Origin of the sequence: Streptomyces sp. NPDC097107, from assembly GCF_044762405.1 — a bacterium.
In the GTDB taxonomy this organism is placed as follows: domain Bacteria; phylum Actinomycetota; class Actinomycetes; order Streptomycetales; family Streptomycetaceae; genus Streptomyces; species Streptomyces thinghirensis.
The window spans coordinates 25,462-46,707 of the sequence record NZ_JBIWEF010000017.1; the positions used below are offsets into that span (position 1 = coordinate 25,462).

At 73.3% G+C, this 21,246-nt stretch carries 22 protein-coding genes and 3 pseudogenes; 15 read left to right on the plus strand and 10 right to left on the minus strand.

Annotation, left to right across the window (positions count from 1 at the left end; translation table 11 throughout):
* Positions 1–87 precede the first annotated feature (87 nt).
* Positions 88–2,334, plus strand: a complete 2,247-nt coding sequence (locus tag ACIQ1J_RS31510; protein ID WP_403562207.1) for an FUSC family protein — start codon at positions 88–90, stop codon at positions 2,332–2,334.
* A 3-nt stretch (positions 2,335–2,337) separates the two neighbouring features.
* Here the strand turns inward: ACIQ1J_RS31510 and ACIQ1J_RS31515 are convergent, their stop codons facing one another.
* From ACIQ1J_RS31515 to ACIQ1J_RS31535, 5 genes are all read right to left on the minus strand, one after another.
* Positions 2,338–2,772 carry a hypothetical protein gene (locus tag ACIQ1J_RS31515; RefSeq protein ID WP_210960825.1) on the minus strand — a complete coding sequence of 145 codons (435 nt, stop codon included), beginning with the start codon at positions 2,770–2,772 and terminating at the stop codon, positions 2,338–2,340.
* Between the two features lie 28 nt (positions 2,773–2,800).
* The gene (locus ACIQ1J_RS31520) at positions 2,801–3,634 is read right to left on the minus strand and encodes a DUF1206 domain-containing protein (RefSeq protein WP_403562210.1); all 834 of its coding nucleotides are present in this window, start codon (positions 3,632–3,634) and stop codon (positions 2,801–2,803) included.
* Positions 3,635–3,805: 171 nt separating this feature from the next.
* A complete protein-coding gene (locus tag ACIQ1J_RS31525; RefSeq protein ID WP_403562212.1) occupies positions 3,806–4,051 on the minus strand; it encodes a DUF5133 domain-containing protein in 246 nt (81 codons plus the stop codon).
* A gap of 49 nt (positions 4,052–4,100) precedes the next feature.
* The gene (locus ACIQ1J_RS31530; RefSeq protein ID WP_210960828.1) at positions 4,101–4,982 is read right to left on the minus strand and encodes a SigB/SigF/SigG family RNA polymerase sigma factor; all 882 of its coding nucleotides are present in this window, start codon (positions 4,980–4,982) and stop codon (positions 4,101–4,103) included.
* Positions 4,983–5,160: 178 nt separating this feature from the next.
* Positions 5,161–5,607, minus strand: a complete 447-nt coding sequence (locus ACIQ1J_RS31535) for an ATP-binding protein (RefSeq protein ID WP_403562214.1) — start codon at positions 5,605–5,607, stop codon at positions 5,161–5,163.
* A 168-nt stretch (positions 5,608–5,775) separates the two neighbouring features.
* Between ACIQ1J_RS31535 and ACIQ1J_RS31540 the strand changes: the two genes are divergently transcribed.
* Together ACIQ1J_RS31540 and ACIQ1J_RS31545 are read left to right on the plus strand one after the other, a co-directional pair.
* Positions 5,776–5,991, plus strand: coding sequence for a hypothetical protein (locus ACIQ1J_RS31540; protein WP_403562216.1), 216 nt, complete (start codon positions 5,776–5,778; stop codon positions 5,989–5,991).
* Positions 5,992–6,421: 430 nt separating this feature from the next.
* Complete coding sequence (locus ACIQ1J_RS31545; protein ID WP_403562218.1) at positions 6,422–6,877, plus strand: cyclic nucleotide-binding domain-containing protein; 456 nt, start codon at positions 6,422–6,424, stop codon at positions 6,875–6,877.
* Here the strand turns inward: ACIQ1J_RS31545 and ACIQ1J_RS31550 are convergent.
* Both ACIQ1J_RS31550 and ACIQ1J_RS31555 read right to left on the minus strand, forming a co-directional pair.
* Positions 6,837–7,064, minus strand: coding sequence for a hypothetical protein (locus ACIQ1J_RS31550; protein WP_403562221.1), 228 nt, complete (start codon positions 7,062–7,064; stop codon positions 6,837–6,839). The genes ACIQ1J_RS31545 and ACIQ1J_RS31550 overlap by 41 nt on opposite strands.
* A gap of 140 nt (positions 7,065–7,204) precedes the next feature.
* Complete coding sequence (locus tag ACIQ1J_RS31555) at positions 7,205–7,819, minus strand: LysE/ArgO family amino acid transporter (RefSeq protein ID WP_403562223.1); 615 nt, start codon at positions 7,817–7,819, stop codon at positions 7,205–7,207.
* Between the two features lie 93 nt (positions 7,820–7,912).
* On the opposite strand from ACIQ1J_RS31555, the gene ACIQ1J_RS31560 reads away from it, so the two are divergent.
* From ACIQ1J_RS31560 to ACIQ1J_RS31570, 3 genes and pseudogenes are all read left to right on the plus strand, one after another.
* Positions 7,913–8,836, plus strand: coding sequence for a LysR family transcriptional regulator ArgP (locus ACIQ1J_RS31560; protein WP_403562225.1), 924 nt, complete (start codon positions 7,913–7,915; stop codon positions 8,834–8,836).
* Positions 8,837–8,951: 115 nt separating this feature from the next.
* The gene (locus ACIQ1J_RS31565) at positions 8,952–9,203 is read left to right on the plus strand and encodes a WhiB family transcriptional regulator (RefSeq protein ID WP_210960834.1); all 252 of its coding nucleotides are present in this window, start codon (positions 8,952–8,954) and stop codon (positions 9,201–9,203) included.
* Positions 9,204–9,261: 58 nt separating this feature from the next.
* Positions 9,262–9,387 (plus strand): annotated as a pseudogene (locus tag ACIQ1J_RS31570) (DUF488 domain-containing protein); the annotation flags it as partial.
* Positions 9,388–9,430: 43 nt separating this feature from the next.
* Here the strand turns inward: ACIQ1J_RS31570 and ACIQ1J_RS31575 are convergent.
* Both ACIQ1J_RS31575 and ACIQ1J_RS31580 read right to left on the minus strand, forming a co-directional pair.
* Positions 9,431–11,104, minus strand: a complete 1,674-nt coding sequence (locus ACIQ1J_RS31575; RefSeq protein WP_403562228.1) for an FAD-binding dehydrogenase — start codon at positions 11,102–11,104, stop codon at positions 9,431–9,433.
* Between the two features lie 49 nt (positions 11,105–11,153).
* Positions 11,154–11,759: a TetR/AcrR family transcriptional regulator gene (locus ACIQ1J_RS31580; RefSeq protein ID WP_403562230.1), complete on the minus strand. Its 606-nt coding sequence runs from the start codon at positions 11,757–11,759 to the stop codon at positions 11,154–11,156.
* 146 nt (positions 11,760–11,905) lie between these two features.
* Between ACIQ1J_RS31580 and ACIQ1J_RS31585 the strand changes: the two genes are divergently transcribed.
* From ACIQ1J_RS31585 to ACIQ1J_RS31595, 3 genes are all read left to right on the plus strand, one after another.
* Entirely contained in the window at positions 11,906–12,535 is a 630-nt protein-coding gene (locus ACIQ1J_RS31585; protein WP_403562232.1) for an alpha-ketoglutarate-dependent dioxygenase AlkB, read from the plus strand.
* Positions 12,536–12,708: 173 nt separating this feature from the next.
* Positions 12,709–13,455: an MBL fold metallo-hydrolase gene (locus ACIQ1J_RS31590; RefSeq protein ID WP_403562234.1), complete on the plus strand. Its 747-nt coding sequence runs from the start codon at positions 12,709–12,711 to the stop codon at positions 13,453–13,455.
* Between the two features lie 9 nt (positions 13,456–13,464).
* Positions 13,465–14,697 (plus strand): DUF4032 domain-containing protein, encoded by a 1,233-nt coding sequence (locus ACIQ1J_RS31595; RefSeq protein ID WP_403562236.1) that lies wholly within the window; start codon positions 13,465–13,467, stop codon positions 14,695–14,697.
* Positions 14,698–14,713: 16 nt separating this feature from the next.
* Here ACIQ1J_RS31595 and ACIQ1J_RS31600 read toward each other — a convergent pair whose 3' ends face one another.
* A complete protein-coding gene (locus tag ACIQ1J_RS31600; protein ID WP_403562238.1) occupies positions 14,714–15,577 on the minus strand; it encodes a universal stress protein in 864 nt (287 codons plus the stop codon).
* A gap of 378 nt (positions 15,578–15,955) precedes the next feature.
* Here ACIQ1J_RS31600 and ACIQ1J_RS31605 point away from each other — a divergent pair.
* From ACIQ1J_RS31605 to ACIQ1J_RS31630, 6 genes and pseudogenes are all read left to right on the plus strand, one after another.
* A pseudogene (locus ACIQ1J_RS31605) lies at positions 15,956–16,078 on the plus strand (hypothetical protein); the annotation flags it as partial.
* A gap of 59 nt (positions 16,079–16,137) precedes the next feature.
* Positions 16,138–16,350, plus strand: coding sequence for a response regulator transcription factor (locus ACIQ1J_RS31610; protein ID WP_403562240.1), 213 nt, complete (start codon positions 16,138–16,140; stop codon positions 16,348–16,350).
* 142 nt (positions 16,351–16,492) lie between these two features.
* Positions 16,493–17,815, plus strand: a complete 1,323-nt coding sequence (locus ACIQ1J_RS31615) for a CAP domain-containing protein (protein WP_403562242.1) — start codon at positions 16,493–16,495, stop codon at positions 17,813–17,815.
* A gap of 58 nt (positions 17,816–17,873) precedes the next feature.
* Positions 17,874–18,551, plus strand: a complete 678-nt coding sequence (locus ACIQ1J_RS31620) for an AIM24 family protein (RefSeq protein ID WP_403562244.1) — start codon at positions 17,874–17,876, stop codon at positions 18,549–18,551.
* Between the two features lie 185 nt (positions 18,552–18,736).
* Positions 18,737–19,756, plus strand: a pseudogene (locus tag ACIQ1J_RS31625) (tetratricopeptide repeat protein); the annotation flags it as partial.
* A gap of 434 nt (positions 19,757–20,190) precedes the next feature.
* Positions 20,191–21,237, plus strand: coding sequence for a polyprenyl synthetase family protein (locus tag ACIQ1J_RS31630; protein WP_403562246.1), 1,047 nt, complete (start codon positions 20,191–20,193; stop codon positions 21,235–21,237).
* The last annotated feature ends 9 nt before the right edge of the window (positions 21,238–21,246 follow it).

A 21,246-nucleotide genomic window follows, 5' to 3' on the forward strand; every position in this document is an offset into this window, starting at 1 on the left:
GTCCGTGCGCGACATGACATGCTGAGAAGTGGATCTCGGCGTGAACCGGCCGGGAATCGGGCGTGAATCGGGAGAGTGTACGGCGGCGTGAAGGCAGCGGGGCGCTCGGTGCGGACACGGCTGCGGGACCGCGTCGCCGCGTCCGACCCCGGGCTGCTGCGGTTGACGGCGGGCCTGCGGACGGTGGGCGCCATCGCGCTGGCGCTGGCGGTGCTCGCGGCGTTCGGTGCGGACGTCACCCATCTGGTGGCGGGCGCCATGGCGGCGATGGTCGCCACCTTCGCCATCCGGGAGAAGGAGCCCAAGGGGCAGGCCGTCACCCTCGCGCTGGGCCTGCCCGTCGCCCTGGCATCGGTGTCGATCAGCGCCCTGCTCACCTCGCGGGTCGTCATCGGTGACGCCTTCTTCGTCGTACTGATCTTCTGTGCCGTCTTCGTCCGCCGGTTCGGCGACCGCGGCACCGCGCTCGGGCTGATCGGCTTCCAGGTCTACTTCGTGTCCCTGTTCGTCGGCGCGAAGATGTCGGTGCTGCCGGGGCTGTTGGGTGCCATCGCGGTGGCGTTCGTGTGCAGCGCGGTGGTGCGCTTCGCGGTGGTGCCGGAGACACCGGCGGGCGTGCTCCAGCGGCTGCGGCAGGCGTTCCGCGCCCGGCTGGCGCAGCTGATCGCCACCCAGAGCGAACTGCTGGACGCCGGTCCGGACGGGATCGAGAAGACGCTGGAGCACCTGCGCGACGGCACCGCGCGCCTGCACGAGACGGCCCTGATGATCCAGTCCCGGCTGGAGGAGGGCACTCCCGACGCGTCCACGGCGCGTCTGGTGCAGCGGCGCATCGCGGACGCCGAGATCGCCGCCGAGCGACTCGGCCTGCTGCTGCTGACCGCGCGCAGCGCGGAGCGGGCGGACACCCTGACCCTGCATCTGCCGGGCGCGCCCGCGCCCTCGGTGGGCCGCTCACCGGCGCCCGGCGAGGCCACCGAGATCCTGCGCCGCGATCTCGGGGCGCTGCGCACGCTGGTGCTGCGGCCACCCGCCGAGGCGCGCGGTACCGCGCTGTCCCACCTGCGCAACCGCCTCCTCGGCTACCGCGACGAGGAGAACCTGCCCGAGGCGATCCCGGCGGTCCAGGACGTGTTCCGCGGCATCGGTGAGACGGCGCGTGCGGTCATGGGCCTGCGGATCGCCCTGGACGGACCGCAGGACGAGTCGGACGACACTCCCGCGACGACCCGTTCCCGGGAGGAACTGGACGCCGAGGACGCCGCCATCGACGGCGGTGAGGAGCCCGCCCCGAAGGAGGAACCGACCGGGCTGCGGCGGCCCACCACGCGCGCCGCGGTGCAGGTGTCGGTGGGGTCGTCGCTGGCCATCCTGGGCGGCGAGCTGCTGTCCGCCGAACGCTGGTACTGGGCGGTGCTCGCGTGCTGGATCGTCTTCCTGAACACGGCCTCCACCGGCGAGATCCTCGTCAAGGGCTACCGCCGCGTGCTGGGCACGATGCTCGGAGTGGTGGCCGGCATCGTGCTGGCGGGCCTGGTGGGCGGCCACACGTGGATCGCGTTCGGGCTGGTGCTGCTGTTCATCTTCGCGATGTTCTACACGGCGCCGCTGTCGTACACGCTGATGTCGTTCTTCGTGACGGCGATGCTGGGGCTGCTGTACACGCTGCTGCACACCTACAGCCTGTCGGTGCTGCTGCTGCGGGTGGAGGAGACGGCGCTCGGCGCGGCCTGCGGGATCGTGGCGGCGGCGCTGGTGCTGCCGATACGCACCGACCGGCGTACGAACGAACTGCTCGGCACGGTGCTGGAGCGGCTCACCGACGTCACCGAGGGAGCGGTCGACCAGCTCAGTGGCGGGCCGGCGGCCGATCTGCTGGACACGGCGCGGGAGCTGGACCAGGCGCTGGGCGATCTGCGGGCCGCCACGCAGCCGCTCACCCATCCGATCACTCCACTGCGGGCCCGGCGCAACACCGCCCAGTACGTGGTCGCGCTGCTGGAGACCTGCGCCTATCACGCGCGGTCCCTGGCCGCTACGGCCGAGCTGCTGCCGGCCCACCCCTCGATCGCGGCCGACCCGCGGCTGCGCGGGGCGGTGCGGCGCACGGTGCGCAACATCGAGGCGATCGCCGCCCGCGTCGCCGACGAGGACGCGGAGACCGAGGTGGAGACCGGGCCGAGCATCGCCTCGCTGCTGGCACCGGACGCCGCCGGGGTGCCGCGGTACGGCCGCATCACCGGCCGGGTACTGCGGCACCTGGAGCGCCTTGACGAAGCGGTCGTGGGTCTGGCCCGGCCGCTGGGCGTGCCCGTCGCGCCACCGAAGCGGTGACGCTCAGAAGTCGCTGGGCAGACCGCTCGCCTCGGCGATGCCGCGCAGTTCCTCGTTCTGCACGTGGCGTTCCTTGAGGTAGTCGGCTATCTCCCCGAGGCGTTCGGGGTCGGAGGCGGTGGCCGCGTCGGTGACGACCCGGACCGGGCCGGTCTCGTCGGTGCTGATCTCGACGACCTCGTTGTCCAGCCGGCCCGTGACCGCGGTGGCGATGACCAGGGCGGCCTCGTCCCTGATGGTCTGGGGCAGCGCCTCGGCGTTGTCCCCGTCGAGGGAGAAGTCGATGGTGGGCATCTGGTGCTCGTCGATCGCCTGGAGGACGGGTTCCACCACGCTGAGCAGGAGCTGGTAGTCGTCGGTCTCCATGCGTATGCGCAGGAGGTCGAGGTAGACGTCCACGGGACGTCCGTCCGGCGGAGGAATCTCGTGTTCGTTCATTCGCCCCGGGTTCCCCGTGCGGCGCGGCTCAGACGCGGCGCCATCGCGCGAGGGCGAAGGAGAACCCGCCGAAGAGCATCAGACCTGCGGCGACGCAGATCAGCAGCCAGGGCCCGAGCGGGGTTTCGGCGAAGGAGCGGAGGGTGTCGTCCAGTCCCTTCGCCTTGTCGGCTTCGTAGTCGACGGCGGCCCGCACGGCGAAGGCGCCCGCCGCGGCGAAGACCAGCCCGCGTGCCGCGCCGCCTCCGACGCCGGTGACGTCGACCAACCGCCGGGCCCGGGGGCTCAGCGCGCCGATCTTCAGCTTCTTGTGATAGCTGCGGCGCACCGCCTGTACGCCGATCACCACTCCGGCGACGACGATCGCGACGCCGGCCACGCCCACGAGCCACCGGCCGGCGGGCATCTCCATCACCTTGGCCGTGACGTCCCGGGACTGCTGGTCGCTGGAGCCGCTGCCGCCGGTCCCGGCCGCGAAGGCCAGTACGGAGTAGGCGACGAACGCGTAGAACACGCAGCGCGCGGCGGCCGGCAGCCGCTTCTTCGCCGTGTGGCCGTCCTTGCCCGTGGCGCCGAACAACGCCTCGGACAGGCGCCACAGCGCCATGCCGACGAGCCCGACACCGAGCGCCCACAGCAGTGCGGCGCCGAAGGGCTTGTCCGACAGCTCGGCCAGGGCGCCTCCGCGGTCCGCCTGCCGGGTTCCGGTGCCGAAGCCGATCTGCAGGGCCAGGATGCCGACCAGCAGGTAGATCACGCCGCGAGCGGTGAGACCCGCCCGGGCGGCCCCCTCGGCGGCCGAACCGTTCGCCGCCCGCCTGGCCCGACTGCGGCCGGTGCGTGCCATGACACGTGCGTTCATGTGGACCTCCCCTCCCGGACTCCGCATGCCCCGGCACGCTCCGCGCACACCGGGCGGCGGTGCCCTGACCCGGCGAACGCGCGCCGCCCCCGTGTCACCGTGACGCACGGCTGCCCGTACGCCGCCTCGCGGCATACGGGCAGTCACGCCACCGCACGTCCCCGCCGTGGGTCAGTCCGCCACTCCCGCGGGCTCGGCGACGGGTACGGGCACGGGGGCCGGGCCGGCCGCGAGCCAGCGGCGGGCGGCCTCCAGGGCCAGTGCCACGTCACGTGTGCCGGTCGACACGCACAGCGTGTACGCCAGGTCCCGGGTCCGGGGGCCCGGTCCGCCGGTGTCGTCGGCGGGCTCGCACAGTGCGGCCGCCTCGTACTCGTCGACGAGTCTGCGCAGCACCGCGGGGTGAGGCATCAGCATCCGTCTCGTTCCTCCTTCGGTCCTCTGTACGTCAGGTACACACCGGCCGTCAGGTGCGCACCGGCCGGCCGGCCCCCCTGCGGCCCACCCGCTGGCCCATCGCCTCGTCGCGGACGCGGGCGCAGCTGCGGCTGATGAGCCGCGAAACGTGCATCTGCGAGATGCCCAGGCGGTCGGCTATACAGCTTTGCGTCATGTCCTCGAAGAAGCGCATGTAGAGGATGGCGCGCTCGCGTTCGGGCAGCCTGCGCAGCCCTTCCTTGGCGGACTCGCGGTCGATCACGGTGTCGTACGAGGCGTCCGCCGCGCCGAGGGTGTCCGCGAGGCTGTAGCCGTCGTCGCCGGCCGACAGTTCGGCGTCCAGCGAGAGGGTGCTGAAGCTCTCCAGGGCCTCCATCCCGGCGCTGACCTCGTCCTCGGTCAGTCCGGTGTGGGCGGCGAGTGCGGCCACCGAGGGTTCGGGGCTGCCTGGGTTCTGGGTGAGCTCGCGCCGGGCCACCCGCACCTTGTTGCGCAGTTCCTGGACCCGGCGGGGCACCCGCAGGGCCCACATCCGGTCCCGGAAGTGGCGCTTGACCTCGCCGGTGATGGTGGGCACGGCGTAGCTCTCGAAGGCTCCCCGTTCCGGGTCGAAGCGGTCGATGGCCTTCACCAGGCCGAGCGCCGCGACCTGGCGCAGGTCTTCGATGGACTCGCCGCGGTCCCGGAACCGCCCGGCGATCCGGTGGGCCATGGGCAGCCAGGCCGTGACGAGTTCGTCGCGCACGGCGTCGCGTTCGGGTCCGTCGTCCAGCCCCGCCAGCCGGCCGAAGAGGGCCATGGTGTCGGGGGCGTCGTCGTGCCGGCGACGGGCGGGAGCGGCGGTGGCAGTAGCCGCGGCGTGGGCGGGCTCGGGGGTCGCGGGACGGGTGGCGGACGTTTCGATGAGCATGCCGATTCGCTCCTGAACGGTGGTCTCAGGGGACTTTCCGCGGGAACGGCACTGTCCGGGTCACTCACCCGGAGGGCCGAAGCAGCCATACCGCTCCCGCTGCTGCGCCTCCGGTCCGAAGCACGAACTTGCGACTGCCCCCACCCCGGTGGAACAAACTCCGCTTTTCGAAAAGTACTCAGGACAGCGGAACGACCACGGTGATGCACTTGCCTCCCGTGGGAAGGTCTGCCACCCGCACGTCGCGTGCGAGCCTGCAGACGATCGGCCAGCCCCGGCCGCCCACGCGGCGGCGCCCCTGGGTGTCGGTCGGCGGCACGGCCACCGGCAGGTCGTGGCTGCGGTCGCACACCGAGAGCCGGACGCCGGGTCCGACGACGTCGACCTGGAAGTCGGTGATGCCGCCGCCGTGCAGGATCGCGTTGGTGGTCAGTTCGGAGGCGACGAGCACCGCGTCCGACAGGGCGCCCGCGTCGCACGACGTGTGGCCGTCGGTGCCGCAGCATTCGGTGACGACGCGTTCGACGGTCCGGCGTGCCTCGGCCGGTTTGCAGGGCCGGTACCGCCGCTTCCGGTCCGCGCCGTACTGTTCGACGACGGGTTCGGTCGTGCGCCTGTCACACATCCGTCAGCTCCCTGGTCGGTGGGATGGGCCGGATCCGGTCAGCCCCACGCCGTGTGTACGCCGTGCGGCCTCGCTACTTCCGGCTGACCTCTGCCCGTACCCCCAAACCTCCGGCCCTCCTTACGGCCCAGCGGCCATCCAGGCGCCCTGCGGGGGTACGCGGAGTGCATGACGGATGTTGTGGACTCGGACGAACTGCTGCGCCGCATGCACCGCGCGAGGGCCTGCGCGGTGGAACAGGAGCGGATCTGGCGGACGCGGAGCGAAGAGCTGCGGCCGACCGATCCGGAGGGGTCCCGGGAGGCCGCCGTACGGACGATCGCGTACGAGGCCGTCCTGCGGGTGCTGGACGAGGTGCTGACCCCGGGGCGGAACGCGCAGTGAGGAGCCGCGGGGCGGATTGACGGGGTTTTCCGTCCTGCGGTATCTGCGCAGTGGCCTGGAGGCCGGGATGTACCTACCGGACCCGAGCGACCCGGAACTGGAGACGGTCAGGGTCGTCGCGGAGGACGGCGAGTGAAACGGGTCACGTGCCCTGGTACCGGTTTCACGGAACGGACGGAGATGGTTTAGCGTTCATCCATACGTGGCGACGAAGTCGACCGGAGTGTCCTTCGTGCGTCACCGCTTACGGCCCTGGCTGGCTTCCCCCGTCCAGCCAGGGCTTTTTCCTGCCCTGGCGGTACCCTCCCCGGCTCCGGCACGGAATCCGTACGGGATCCGCCGTCCGCCGAGGTGCTCAGGGCGCGGAGAGCGACTGAAATGGGCATAGGGAAAGCCCCGGAACCGAATCGCCGGCGAGGAGCCCCGTGTTATGACCAAAGCGATCAAACTCCTGACCGCGCTCCCCCGGCCCCAGCGCGAGCGGCTGATGGCGCTCGCCCGGGAAGTGTCCTTCCCGGAGGACTGCCGGATCTTCGAGGCGGGAGACAGGGCCGACCGCTTCTGGGTCGTCCGCTCCGGTGCGGTCTCCCTGACCCAGCAGGTGACGTCCCTGCAGCGGGTCACGGTCGCCAGTCTCGGCGCGGGCGACCTGCTCGGCTGGTCCTGGCTGTTCCCGCCCTACGAGTGGGATTTCGGCGCCGAGGCCTTCAGCCCGGTGCGGGCCTACGAGTTCGACGCGGCCCCGGTGCTCGCCCTGTGCGACGAGGAACCGCACCTCGGCATCGTGCTGGTGCGGTCGGTCGCCGAGATCCTCGCGCACCGGCTGGAGACCACCAGGGGCCGGCTCATGGAGCACTACGCGTTGCACGGGCGCGGCTCCCTGTGAGGTCCCGTCGGACGCGGTAGCGGCGCAGCGCCGGCACCGCGGCCGCCAGGGCCGGCATCACCAGGCCGACGAGCAGCCCGCCTCCGGCCACCGCCTCCCGCGCGCCGAAGGCGGAGCCCGCGCCACCGTGCAGGACGTCGGCCAGGCGCGGGCCGCCCGCCACGACGACGGTGAAGACGCCCGGCATGCGCCCGCGCATCTCGTCGGTCGCGGCGGGCAGCCGGGATCGCGCCGCGGAACACCATGGAGACCATGTCGGCGACGCCCGCCACGCAGCTCCGTTCGAGCGCAGGGGACGCGTATGACCGGGTCCGGCCCGCTCCCCGGTCAGGCTCCGGCGACGAGCGTGACGCCGAGGACGATCATCGTGGCGGCGACCACTGCGTCCAGGACCCGCCAGGCCGCGGGGCGGGCCAGGAAGCGGCCGAGGCAGCGGGCGCCGAAACCGAGCGCGGCGAACCAGCACAGGCTGGCGGCCGCGGCACCCAGGCCGAACGTCCAGCGCAGCGGGCCCCGGTCGGCTGCCACCGAGCCCAGCAGGAACACCGTGTCGAGGTAGACGTGCGGGTTGAGCCAGGTCAGTGCCAGGCAGGTGAGGATCGCCCGCCGACGGGAGCCCGCGGCGTCACCGTCCGCCCGCAGCGCGCCGGCCGGCCGGAACACGCGCCGAGCGGCCAGGGCGCCGTAGCAGAGCAGGAAGGCGCCGCCGATCCAGGCGACCGCGGTCAGTGCGCCCGGCCAGGCCACGACCACCGCGCCCACCCCGCCGACGCCCAGGGTGATGAGCAGGGCGTCGGACAGGGCGCAGATACCGACCACGGCGAGGACCGCGTCGCGGCGGATCCCCTGGCGCAGGACGAAGGCGTTCTGGGCACCGATGGCGACGATGAGCGAGAGGCCGGTGCCGAAGCCCGCGGCCGCGGCGGTGAGTGCGTTGGTCATGCCTTTGACGCTAAGTGGACGATCACAGCAGGTACAGCTAAAGATTCTTACGTATCCTTAGTGTTCGTGATGACCTGATGACATGATGACGGGATGACCGGCACGACGGGAATGGCCACGGCCGCCTTCGCGGATCTTCCGCTCGACCAGGTACGGACGCTGCTGGCCGTGGTGGACGAGGGCACCTTCGACGCGGCCGCCGCGGCGCTGCACGTGACACCGTCCGCGGTCAGCCAGCGGGTGAAGGCGCTGGAGCAGCGCACCGGCCGGGTGCTGCTGCTGCGCACCAAGCCGGTACGGCCGACGGATTCCGGCGCCGTGCTGGTGCGGCTGGCCCGCCAGGTGGCCCGGCTGGAGCGGGACGCGTACGCCGAGCTGGGACTGAGCGGGGCCGGGGAACCGACGCGGGTCTCGGTCGCCGTCAACGCCGACTCGCTCGCGACCTGGTTCCTGGGCGCCCTCACGCGGGTGCCCCGGGAGCCGCGGCTCTGTTTCGAACTGCGCCGCGAGGACGAGGACCACACGGCGACCCTGCTGCGGGAGGGCGTGGTGATGGCGGCGGTGACCTCGTCGCCCGACCCCGTTCCCGGCTGCACCGTCCGATACCTGGGCCGGATGCGGTACCTCCCCTGCGCCAACCCCGGTTTCGCCGAGCGGCATCTGGACGGACCCCTGCGGGAGTTGCTCGTCGAGGCGCCGGTGGTGATCTTCGACCGGCGGGACGACTTCCAGGACGGTTTCGCGCGGCGCCTCGGTCACGACGGCGCGGGTTCCGCGCGGCACTACGTGCCGACCTCGGAGGGCTTCGCCGAGTCGGTCGCCGCCGGCCTGGGCTGGGGCATGGTGCCCGAACCGCAGGCGGAACCGCTGCTGCGCGGCGGGCGGCTCGTCGAGTTCGCCCCGGATCTGGCGGTGGACGTCCCGCTGTACTGGCAGCAGTGGAAGCTCGACTCCCCGGCGCTGGCGACGGTGGCCGAGGCGGTGGCGGCGGCGGCGCGGGAAGAGCTGCGGAGGTAGGCACGACGGCACGACCGAAGGCGCGGCGCCGGTTTCACTCCGCTGCCGACAGGTCACCCGCAACGGAGTAAGGCATTCACGAGGGCGCGAACGATACCGATCGCAGGTGACTTTGATGGACAACTGGCGAGAGCACGCCGCGTGCCGCACGGAGGACCCCGACCTGTTCTTCCCGATCGGCACCACCGGCCCGGCCGCTTTGCAGACCGAGCAGGCGAAGACGGTCTGCCGGCGCTGCCCGGTCCAGGAGCAGTGTCTGCGCTGGGCACTCGACACGGGGCAGACCATCGGCGTCTGGGGCGGCACCAGTGAGTTGGAACGCCGTGCGCTCAAGCGGCGCGAGGCCGTGCGCAGGAAGTCCGGCTGATTGCGGTGCGACCCCGTCACCTCCGGCACCCGGACGTGGAGCCGGCCGCCCCGGAGGCGCGTCCGAACTCCTCGGCCACGTACGGGAACTGGCGCGCGAGGGGGACGTGACCCTGCTCACGGCGTCCAAGTCGCCCGAGGAGAGCCATGCCGCCGTGCCCCTCCGTCTCCTCGACGAGGCGTGAGGAGACGGAGGAGCCGGGGAAGCAGGCGAGTCGCGTCCTTCGATCAGCCGGTCTGCCGCGCCGCGGCCCGGCCCGCCGCCCGCCCGGAGAACAGGCACCCGCCGAGGAAGGTGCCCTCCAGCGCGTTGTAGCCGTGTACCCCGCCGCCGCCGAAGCCGGCCACCTCACCGGCCGCGTACAGGCCCTCGACGGGTGTGCCGTCGGCACCCAGGGCGCGGGAGTCGAGGTCCGTCTGTATGCCGCCGAGGGTCTTGCGGGTGAGGACGTGCAGCTTGACCCCGATCAGCGGGCCCGCCGCCGGGTCGAGGATGCGGTGCGGCGTGGCGACCCTGCCGAGTCGGTCGCCGATGTAGCGGCGGGCGTTGCGGATGCCCTGGACCTGGGCGTCCTTGGCATAGGGGTTGGCCATCTGGAGGTCGCGGGCCTCGATCTGGCGCCGGATCAAGGCGGCGTCCAGGAGAGGCTTGTCGGTCAGCCCGTTCATCTTGTCGACCAGTTGCTCCAGGTTCGGCGCGGACACGAAGTCGGCGCCCTTGCGCAGGAAGGCGTCCACCGGGCCCGGCGCGCCCTTGCCGAGGAGGCGTTCGCGCAGGAACCCGGCGCGGTCCTTGGCGGTGATGTCGGGGTTCTGCTCGGATCCGGAGAGCGCGAACTCCTTCTCGATGATCTTCTGGGTGAGGATGAACCAGGAGTGGTCGTGGCCCGCGAGGTCATCGGCCGTGCGCAGGTGCCGGAGGGTGCCGAGGGTGTCGTAGCCGGGCAGGCAGGGCTCCGGCAGACGGCGGCCCAGGGCGTCGAACCACATCGAGGACGGTCCGGGCAGGATGCGGATGCCGTGGCCGGGCCAGATCGGGTCCCAGTTGCGCACGCCCTCGGTGTAGTGCCACATGCGGTCGCGGTTGACCAGGCGTGCGCCCGCCTCGGCGCTGATGTCGAGCATCCGCCCGTCGACGTAGGCGGGGACGCCGGTGACCATCTCGGCGGGCGCGGTGCCGAGGCGCTCCGGCCAGTGGCGGCGGACGATGTCGTGGTCGGCGCCGATGCCCCCCGAGGTGACGATCACGGCCTGGGCGGTGAGTTCGAACTCGCCGACGGCGTCGCGGTTGGAGGCGACTCCGCGGGGCGAGTGGTCCTCGGCCAGTACCGTGCCGCGCACGCCGCGCGCGGTGCCGTCCTCGACGACCAGGTGGTCGACGCGATGGCGGTGGTGGAGGGTGAGCAGCCCGTCGCGCACGGCCTGCTTGGCGTGGGCCACGAACGGTTCGACGACGCCTGTGCCGGTGCCCCAGGCGATGTGGAAGCGGGGCACGGAGTTGCCGTGCCCGCCGGCCCGGAGGTCGCCGCGCTCCGCCCAGCCGACGGTGGGCAGGAAGGTGATGCCGTGTCCCGCGAGCCAGGACCGCTTCTCCCCCGCCGCCCACTCGACGTACGCCCGGGCCCAGCGCACGGCCCAGGAGTCCTCGTCCTCGGTCCGGTCGAAGCCCGCGCTGCCCTGCCAGTCGTTCCAGGCCAGGTCGAAGGAGTCCTTGACACCGAGGCGGCGCTGCTCGGGGGAATCGACGAGGAAGAGGCCGCCGAAGGACCAGAAGGCCTGCCCGCCGAGGTTGGCCGCGTTCTCCTGGTCGACGAGGGCGACCCTCCTGCCCCTGCTGGTCAGTTCGTGGGCCGCGACCAGTCCGGCCAGGCCCGCTCCGACCACGATGACGTCGGCATCCATGGCGACCGTCCCTTCCTGTTCCGTGTCGTTGGGTTCGAGTGGTGTCGCGTCATTGGGTTCGAGTGGTCCCGCCGCCCCCGGCGAGCAGTGCGGTGAGCAGCTGCCCCAGCCAGGCTCTGGCGTGCTCGACGTCCCGGTCCAGGAGCAGTTGGGTGGTGACTCCGTCGTACGCGGCGACCACGGCGTGCGCGGCGCCGTCGGCGCCGCCCAGCACGGCGGGCAGGGTCGCGTCCCCCCGCGCACCGGCGAGCCGGTCGGCGATCGCACGTCTGAGCCGCGCCCGGTGCTCCAGCAGAGTCCGCGCCACGGCCGGGTCGCGCGCGGCGTGCACCAGGAAGTCCGTCTTCACCAGGAGCCAGTCCCGGTCCAGGAGCAGCACCTCGGTGACTCGGTCCACGGCGGCGGGGACGTCCAGGTCCGGACCGTCCAGCGCGAGGGCGCCGGACACCTGCTCCGCGATCAGGTCGGCCCGTTCGCGGTAGAGGGCGAAGAACAACTCGTCCAGACTGTCGAAGTTCGAGTAGAAGGCGCCCCGGCTGTATCCGGCGGCCTCGCAGACCTCCTCGATCGACACCCGGCCGAATCCCTTGGCGCCGAACACCGCGAAGGCCGCGTCCAGGAGGTTCGCGCGGGTGCGCGCGCGGCGCCTGGTCACGCGCCCGGCCGTCGCCCTCACCACCGCCTCCGGACCTCCTCCGTTCGATTCGCGAATGTATCGGATACACCGGCGTATCCGAAGGGGTGTGACGCAGCGCGTGACACGCATAGAACACATTTTCGAATGAGGAGTACGCTGATGCCATGACCACGCACCTCCAGGGCTCGCTCTTCGACCAGACGGACGAGGCCCGGCTCGGCCCGCTCGCCGGGCTGCACCGCACCCACCTGGGCTCCGGGGCCTGGATCGACCTGCTCCCCGGGTGGCTGGGCGGCGCCGACGCGCTGTTCGAGCGGCTGGCCGCCGACGTCCCGTGGCGCGCCGAGCGACGGGCCATGTACGACCAGGTGGTCGACGTGCCCCGCCTGCTCGCGTTCTACGGCGAGGGCGACACGCTGCCGCACCCGCTGCTGACCGAGGCGCGCGACGCGCTGTCCGCGCACTACGCCCAGGAGCTGGGCGAGCCGTTCACCACCGCCGGCCTGTGCCACTACCGCGACGGCCGGGACAGCGTCGCCTGGCACGGCGACCGGATCGGAAGAGGCGCGCGCCAGGACACGATGGTCGCCATCCTCTCCGTCGGCGCTCCGCGGGACCTGCTGCTGCGCCCGGCGGGCGGGGGCGGCGACACGGTACGCCGGCCGCTGGGCCACGGCGACCTGATCGTGATGGGCGGATCCTGCCAGCGCACCTGGGAGCACTGCGTCCCCAAGAGCACCCGCGCCGCGGGCCCACGCGTCAGCGTCCAGTTCCGCCCGCACGGCGTGCGCTGAGGCCCGTGCGGCGGCGTGCGCTGAGGCCCGTGCGGCGGCGTGCGCCGAGGGCCGTGCGGCGGCGTGCGCCGAGGGCCGTGCGGCGGCGTGCGCCGAGGGCCGTGCGGCCCTTTCGGCTGCCGTGTCTGGTTGGCTGTCCTGTCGGGCAACCACCTGGAAGGCGGGAGACCACCATGCGCGCGGACGTACGGCAAGTCGCCGACGACACCTACCTGGTGCACGGCGGCCACACCAACTGGGTCCTCCTCACCGACGGCGACGCGGTGACCCTGGTCGACACCGGCTACCCCGGCGACCGGCAGCTCCTGCTCGACTCCCTGGCCGTCGTCGGGAGCTCACCCGAGGCGGTCGAGGCGGTGCTGATCACCCACGCGCACAACGACCACCTGGGCTCGGCCGAGTATCTGCGCGCCGCCCACGGCACCCCGGTGCTCCTCCACGAGGCCGAGGTGCCCCACGTCCGGCGGGACTTCCTCCAGCAGGTGTCGGTCGGCACGGTCCTCGGCAACGCCTGGCGGCCGGGCGTACTGCGCTGGGCGGTGCACGTGCTCCGCTCCGGCGGCACCGAGCAGCACCCGGTGTCCGCGCCGGAGCCCTTCCCGGCCGACGGCGCCCTGGACCTTCCCGGCCGGCCCGTGCCGGTGCACACCCCCGGACACACCGACGGGCACTGCGCCTACCACCTCCCCGACGCCGGGGTGGTGATCTCCGGCGACGCGCTGGTGAGCGGGCACGCCACCTCCCGGATCGCGGGCCCGCAACTGCTGCCCGGCATGTTCCACCACGACCTGGCACGCACCGTGACGTCCCTCGACGTCCTGGCGGGGCTGGACGGCGACGTCCTGCTGCCCGGGCACGGGCCCGTCCACCGCGGCCCCGTGAAGGAAGCCGCCCGACAGGCGCAGGAACGGGCGTTCTAGAGTCGGGGCATGGCCTTGCAGATCAGCGCCACCAATCCGGAGCACCCCGCGCTCCTGCTCGAACTGCCGTGGCAGACGCCCCTGGAGGAGTGGCCCGAGGAATACCTCGTGCCGCTGCCCCGCGGCATCTCCCGCCACGTCGTCCGCTACGCCCGGGCCGGGGACGAGGTGATCGCCGTCAAGGAACTGGCCGAACGGCCCGCGCTGCGCGAGTACCAGCTGCTGCGCGACCTGGACCGGCTCGCCATCCCCGCGGTGGACGCGCTGGCCGTGGTCACCGGCCGCACCGGCGCCGCCGGCGAGGCGCTGGAGCCGGTGCTGGTCACCCGGCACCTCGGCGGCTCGCTGCCGTACCGGTCGATGTTCGAGACGACGCTGCGCCCGGCGACCATGCACCGTCTGATGGACGCCCTGGCCGTGCTGCTGGTCCGGCTGCACCTGGCCGGCTTCGCCTGGGGCGACTGCTCGCTGTCCAACACGCTCTTCCGGCGCGACGCGGGCGCCTACGCCGCGTACCTGGTGGACGCCGAGACCGGTGAACTGCATCCTCGGCTCAGCCCCGGGCAGCGCGACTACGACCTCGACCTCGCCCGGGTGAACATCAGCGGTGAGCTGCTGGACCTGGAGGCGTCGGGGGCGCTTCACCCCTCCGTCGACCCGATCGACTTCGGCATGGAGATCTGCGCCCGCTACCGGAGCCTGTGGGAGGAGCTGACCCGCACCTCCGTCTATCCGGCGGGCAAGTACCACTACATCGAGCGCCGGATCCGGCGGCTCAACGACCTCGGCTTCGACGTGGCCGAGATGCAGATCGAGCACGCCTCCAACGGCGACACGGTCACCTTCGTCCCCAAGGTCGTCGACGCGGGCCACCACCAGCGCCAGTTGTTGCGCCTGACGGGCCTGGACGCCGAGGAGAACCAGGCCAGGCGGCTGCTCAACGACCTGGAGAGCTGGATGGCCACCCAGGACGACTACGCCCCGGGCGACCCCCTCGGTGCCCGCCCGGAGGTCCTCGCCCACCGCTGGGTGCGCGAGGTCTTCCGGCCCACCGTGCGGGCGGTGCCGGTGGAGCTGCGCGGCGCGATGGACCCGGCCGAGATCTACCACGAACTGCTGGAGCACCGCTGGTACCTGTCCGAGCGGGCCCAGCACGACATCGGCCTCGACACGGCCGTCGTCGACTACATCGAGAACATCCTGCCCAAGGCCCGGGAGACCCTGCAGCCCACGGCGGACTGAGCGGCGTACCGGTCCGTCACGTGTGCGGGACCACCGCCACCGGGCAGTCCGCGTGGTGCAGCACACCGTGCGCCACCGAGCCGATCCGGGCGCCGACGGCCGTACGGCGGGCGCGGCGGCCGACGACCACCAGCTGGGCGCCCGCGGCCACCGACAGCAGCACCTGCCCCGCGCTGCCCATCTCCACGTGCTCGATCACCGGGACGTCGGGGAAGCGCTCGCGCCACGGTCCGAGCGCCTCGCCGAGCGCCTTCCTCTCGTACTGCTCCAGGCCCCCGGCCTCGTCGGCGAGCCGCATCGAGCCCGGGCTGTAGGTGAACACCGTCGGCAGGGCCCAGGCCCGGACGGCACGCACGGCGGCACCGCGGGCGGCGGCCGCCTCGAAGGCGAAGCCGATCACGTCGGCGCTGTCCTCCGGATCCCCCTGCTGTCCCACGACGACCTCGCGGCCGGCGGCCTCGCCCCCGGCCCGTACGAGGACGACGGGGCGGTTCGTCTCGGCGATCACCTGCTGGCCCACGGAGCCGAGCAGGAAGCCGACGACCGCCCCGTGGCCGCGCGAGCCGAGCACCAGCGTCTCGGCGTCGGCCGCGGCGGCGAGCAGTACGGCGACGGCGTCGTCGGCCTCGCGGATCTCGGTGGACACCGTGAGGTCCGGATGCCGCTCGGTGACGGCGCGCACCGACTCGGCGACCGAGTCCCGCGCCCACCGCTCCTGCGCGTCCCGGTCCCCCGCGCCCGCCGCGTCCAGCGTCTGGAACCGCCAGGCGTGCACGACGTGCAGCGGTGTTCCGCGGCGGTCCGCCTCCCTCGCGGCCCAGGCCAGTGCGGCCAGGCTCTCCTCCGAGCCGTCGACCCCTGCCGTGATCGGGCGCGTCATGCGGGTCCCTCCCTGTGTCGCGGTCACGTCCATGGGGCCAGTCTTCCCTACGCCGCCCTGATGACCTCGAGGCGGGCGTCCGCACGCTGGGCCCTCGGGGCGGTCTCCGGCCCCGGGTGGCGGTTTCCGGCTCTCTGAGCGGGGCCCGGCGATCGGACCTGCGGTGGACGGCAGACCGGTGCGGTGACGGGGCCCCGGTCCGGCGGCCCGGTCGGGCGGAGCCGTCCGGTGTGCGGCCCGGTCGGGCGGAGCCGTCCGGTGTGCGGCCCGGTCGGGCGGAGCCGTCCGGTGTGCGGCCCGGCTGCGCGACGACGGCGTGACCGAGCGGCGCCGCCCGGCGCCCTTGCCCGCGCGGGGCTGTCGGAGGCGCCTGCCAGGATGGGCGTCGTGCAGCAGACCTCCTTCAGCAGCCCGCTCGTCGGTCGCGAGGCCGAACTCGCGCGCCGCACCGGCGCACTGGAGCGCGCCCGTTCCGGCGAGGCGCGCGCCGTGCTGATCGCCGGGGGCGCCGGGGTCGGCAAGACCCGGACCCTGGACGAGGTGCCGGCGACCGTGCGCCGGTGCTCACCGCCCGTGAGCGGGATGTGCTGCGGTTGCTCGCCCTCGGCCGCAGCAACCGCCAGATCGGCGAGGAGCTGTTCATCAGCGCCAAGACGGCGAGCGTCCACGTCTCCAACATCCTGGCCAAGCTGGCGGCGGCGAGCCGCACGGAGGCGGTGGCGATCGCCTACCGACAGGGCCTGATCACGCCCGAACCGACGACTTCGACCTGACTTCCGGCTCGGTACGGACACCGGCCGGCGTCCTCCCCGGCTCGGGGCGGACGTCCCGGCCGCGGGAACCCCCGGTGTACGGCGGTCGTTGACCCGGCACCGACACCTCTACCGGAGCGAGACCACGACACAGGGCGGCACGATGAGCGATTTGGTCCCCGGGGGCAACGTCCCCCTGCCGGCCGGCCCCGTGAGCGTGCGGGTGCCCGGTGCCTTCGACGTGTCGGCGCTCGTGACGGACGGCGGCGGAAAGGTGGGCGGCGACGGCGACTTCGTCTTCTACAACCAGCCGGAGGCACCCGGCGCCCGGTTGCGGGACGACACGCTCACCGTCGATCCCGCACGGCTGCGCCCCGGCGCCACCCGGGTGACGGTGGCGGTGAGCCCCTCGGATCCCGGGGCCGCCCTGGGCGACCTCCCGTCCCCCACGCTTCACGTCACCGACGCACGCGGCCGAGCGCTGACCCGGTTCACGCCGCCACGCCCCCGGCAGGAGACCGTGCTGCTGCTCGCGGAGTTCTACCGGCGTGGCGAGAACTGGAAGTTGCGTGCTCTGGGGCAGGGGTACGCCGACGGACTCGCCGGTCTCGCCCGGGACTTCGGGGTGGAGGTCGTCGCCGACGCCCCGGCGCCCGACGACCGGGCACCGACCGCGCCCCGCGTCGCCTCCGCACCACCACCTCCCGCAGACACCGACGGCCTTCTCGGCCTGGTCAACTCCGCCCGGGCCACGGCCGGTTCGGGCCCCGTCACCGCCGACGCACGCCTGGTCTCCGCGGCCCGGGCCCACGCCGCCGCCATGGCCGCCGCGGGCACGCTGAGCGTCGAGACCCGGGACGGCGTCTCCGTCCACCAGCGCGTCGTCGCCGCCGGGTACGCGTATCTCACCGTCGGCGAGCACCTGGTCTCCGGCCCGCGCACGCCCACCGAGTTCGTCGCGTACTGCCTGCGCACCGAGCGGACCCGGCGCACGCTGCGCGGCGCCGCCTTCACGCACGCCGGTTGGGCGTACGTCACCGACGGGCCCTCGGGCGACACGTACTGGACCGCTCTGTGGGCCGTACCGTTCACCCCGGACGGCCTGGTCCGTACGACGGCCGAGGTCGTCGAGCTCACCAACCGGGAGCGGATCAGGGCGGGCCTGCCCGCCCTGGCCGTCGACGCCCGGCTGACCCACGCGGCCCAGGCGCACAGCGCGGACATGGTCGCCCGCGACTTCTATTCGCACACCGATCCGAACGGCGGCAAGCCCCAGGACCGGGCCGCCGCCGCGGGCGCCACTCGGCGCACGGTCGGCGAGAACATAGCCTGCGGCCAGCGTTCCCCCGCCGACGTGGTGGAGGGCTGGATGAACAGCCCGGGGCACCGCGCCAACATCCTCAAGGGCGACTTCACCCACACCGGCATCGGTCTCGCCGGCGGCGGCCGGGCGGGGACGTACTGGACCCAGCTCTTCGGCGGCTGAACACGGCTCCTCGCGCACGATCTTGGCGGAACGGCGCACTCCGGGCCAGGATGCCCGTATGAAGGGTGACCTCTTTTCCAGCGAGCACATGGTGCAGCCCGCCACGGCGCCGGGCATGACCGTCGAGAACTCCAAGTGCATCCGTTACACGGTGAACGGCGACATGCTGGCCCGGCAGGGGGCGATGGTCGCCTATCGCGGCAACCTCCAGTTCGAGCGCAAGGGCCAGGGCGTGGGCGGCATGCTCAAGCGCGCGGTCACCGGGGAAGGGCTGCCCCTGATGGCGGTGCGCGGACAGGGCGAGGCCTGGTTCGCGCACGAGGCGCAGAGTTGCTTCATCGTCGAGGTGGAGCCCGGCGACGAGTTCACGGTCAACGGCCGCAACGTCCTCTGCTTCGACTCCTCGTTGTCGTACCGCATCGCCACGGTCAAGGGCGCGGGCATCACCGGCGGCGGGCTGTTCAACAGCGTCTTCACGGGACACGGCAGGCTGGGGCTGGTGTGCGACGGCAGCCCGCTGGTCATCCCGGTCTCGCCCGACTACCCGGTCTACGTCGACACGGACGCGATCGTCGGCTGGTCCGCCGGGCTGTCGACCTCCCTGCACCGTTCGCAGTCCATCGGATCAATGCTGCGCGGCGGTTCCGGCGAGGCCGTGCAGCTGCATCTCCAGGGCCAGGGCTTCGTCGTGGTGCGGCCGAGCGAGGTGACGCCGCAGAAGACGCAGCAGCACTGAGGCAACCCGGTCCGCTCCGTCGACGTCTTGATCGGCAACAGGTGACGTCGCCCTGGTCGCTCCATGTGACCAGGGCCGGCTTTCGACGCACTATAAACAGCGCGTATACATGGAGTGCATACGAGTGCGGCCGAGCGCTCGCTCCCGGTGTACACGCGCCCGTGCGTATGGACCGAAAGGAATCCATGTACGGCAAGGCATTCGCCCCGGAGTACCAGGGGGCCCTCACCGCCCTCTCCGTCAACTCGTCGCTGACCGATGTCCTGGCCGCCGGGGCGGAGCAGTTGGCGGCGGCCCAGCGCGCCGGGCGGCACGGCGAGGCGGCGCGCTCCGGGCTCGCGGTGGCCGAGGCCCAGCGCCGGCTGGGCCGGGTCGGGGAGGCGGACCGGGCGTGGAAGGCGAGTTACCGGGCGGCGCGCACGGCCGGGGACACCTCGGCGATGGCCTGGGCGCTGTGGAGCGGCGGGACGCTGGCCCGGCAGCGCGGTGCCCTCCGGCTGGCCCGGCGGCTGCTCGGGCTCGCGGCCGATCTCGGCGAACGCGGCGGCGACATCGTCGTCCGCGGCTACTCGCTGGCGGGACTGGCCGAGACCGGCCGGATCCAGGGTGACTACGAGGCCGTCGGGCTGCTGCACGAGCAGCTGCTGGCCGAGGCCCGGCGGCGCGGCGAGGCACGGCACACCGTGTGGGCGCTGGAGGGCATCGCCCAGATGCACCGCAACACCGGCTCGTACGACAGCGCGTACGCCCTTTTCGAGGAGGCGGCCGGGATCGCCGCCCGGGCCGAGGACCGGCGCGGCCACGCCTGGGCTCTGCGGGGGCTCGCCGACGTCGTCTCGGTGCGCGACGGCGACACCGGGCGGGCGCTGGACCTGCTCACCGAGGCGGAGACGGGCTGCCGGGCGATGAAGCTGTCCGGCGCGCTTGCCTACAACCACAAGATGCGCGGCAACGTGCTGTACCGAGCCGGGCGTTACGCCGAGGCGCGCGACCTCTACGAGCAGGCGCTCGCGGAGTTCCGTGCCATGGGCGAGCCGCGCGGGGAGGCCCTCTCCCGGCTGGGCCTGGCCAAGTCACTGGCCCGCCTGGGCCGCGACCGCACCGAGACGGCCGCGGAACTGTCCGAGCTGGCCGGAGTCCTGGAGGGAATCGGCCTGATGCACGCCCGGAAGATGGTGGCCCGGGCACAGGAGGAGTTCGGCCTGGTGGGCACGCAGGCCGACGCGGTCGCCCAGCCCGACACGGGCACGCGGACCCAAGCGGTGACGCAGCCCCAGTCAGTGGCACAGGCCGGCACGGGCGCGCAGACCCACACGGTGACGCAGCCCCAGTCAGCGGCACAGGCCGGCACGGGCGCGCAGACCCACACGGCGGCGCAGCCCCAGTCAGCGGCACAGGCCGGCACGGGCGCGCAGACCCACGCGGGCTCACAGACCCACGCGGCGGCGGAACCCAACACGGTGGCGCAGGCGGGCAATGGCGCGCAGACCCACACGGGCTCACAGGCCCACGCGGCGGCCAAGCCCAACACAGTGGCGCAGGCGGACACGGGCGCGCAAGCCCAGGCGGTGGCGTGGGCCCGCACTGGCGCGCAGACCCACGCGGCGGCGGAGCCCAACACGGTGGCGGAGGTCGTGCGATGACGGCGACGACCATGGCGACAGCGGCGCCGGTGGACGCTCCGCAGGTCCTCGGCCGCAGCCGCGCACTGGTGCGGCCCGCGTTGGAGGAGGCCGTGGGGCGGCTGCACCCGTGGGTGGCCGAGATGGCCGCGTACTCCTTCGGGTGGTGCGAGGTGGGCGGGGCGCCCGCCGGCGTCGGCGCCTCCGGCGGCAAGGGCGTACGGCAGGCACTCGCCGTGCTGGGCGCCGAGGCGGCCGGTGCGTCCGGGCGGGCGGGGGTGCCCGCCGCGGTCGCGGTGGAGCTGGTGCACGCCTTCTCACTGCTGCACGACGACATCATGGACGGCGATCCGGCGCGGCGCCGCCGCCCCGCTGTCTGGAAGGCGTACGGCACCGGGCCCGCCGTCCTCGCGGGCGACGCGCTGTTCGCCCTGGCAGTCGAGACGCTCGCCGCCGCCCCGGCGGGCCCCCGGACGGTCCGTCTGCTGTCCGCCGCGCTGAACGACCTGGTATGCGGACAGGCGGACGACCTGCTGTTCACCGAGCGTCCGTGGACGGGCCCGGAGCGGGTGCGGCCGGGCGAGTACCGGACGATGGCCGAGCACAAGACGGGGTCGCTGCTGGGCTGCGCGGTGGCCATGGGTGCCGTGCTCGGCGGGGCGCACCGGTCGGCGGCCAACGCCCTCGACCGGGCCGGGCGGCACCTCGGCATCGCCTTCCAGGTCGTCGACGACATGCTGGGCGTCTGGGGCGACCCGGCCGTCACCGGCAAGCCCGTGCACGGCGACCTGCGGGAGCGGAAGAAGACCTTCCCGGTGCTGGCGGCGCTCGACGCTCCCCTTCCGGCCGCGCGGCGGCTGGCCGCGCTGCTGGCGTCCGGCGCCGCCGATCCCGAGGAGGCCGCCGCCCTGATCGACCAGGCGGGCGGACGGGCGGCGGCACTGGCCGAGGCGCACCGGTGCCTCGGCGCGGCGGAGGCGGCGCTCGCCGAGGCGGCACCGGGAGCGGAGACGGCCCGGGAGCTGCGGACGCTGCTGGACTTCCTGGTGCGGCGCGACCTCTGAGCGCCCTTG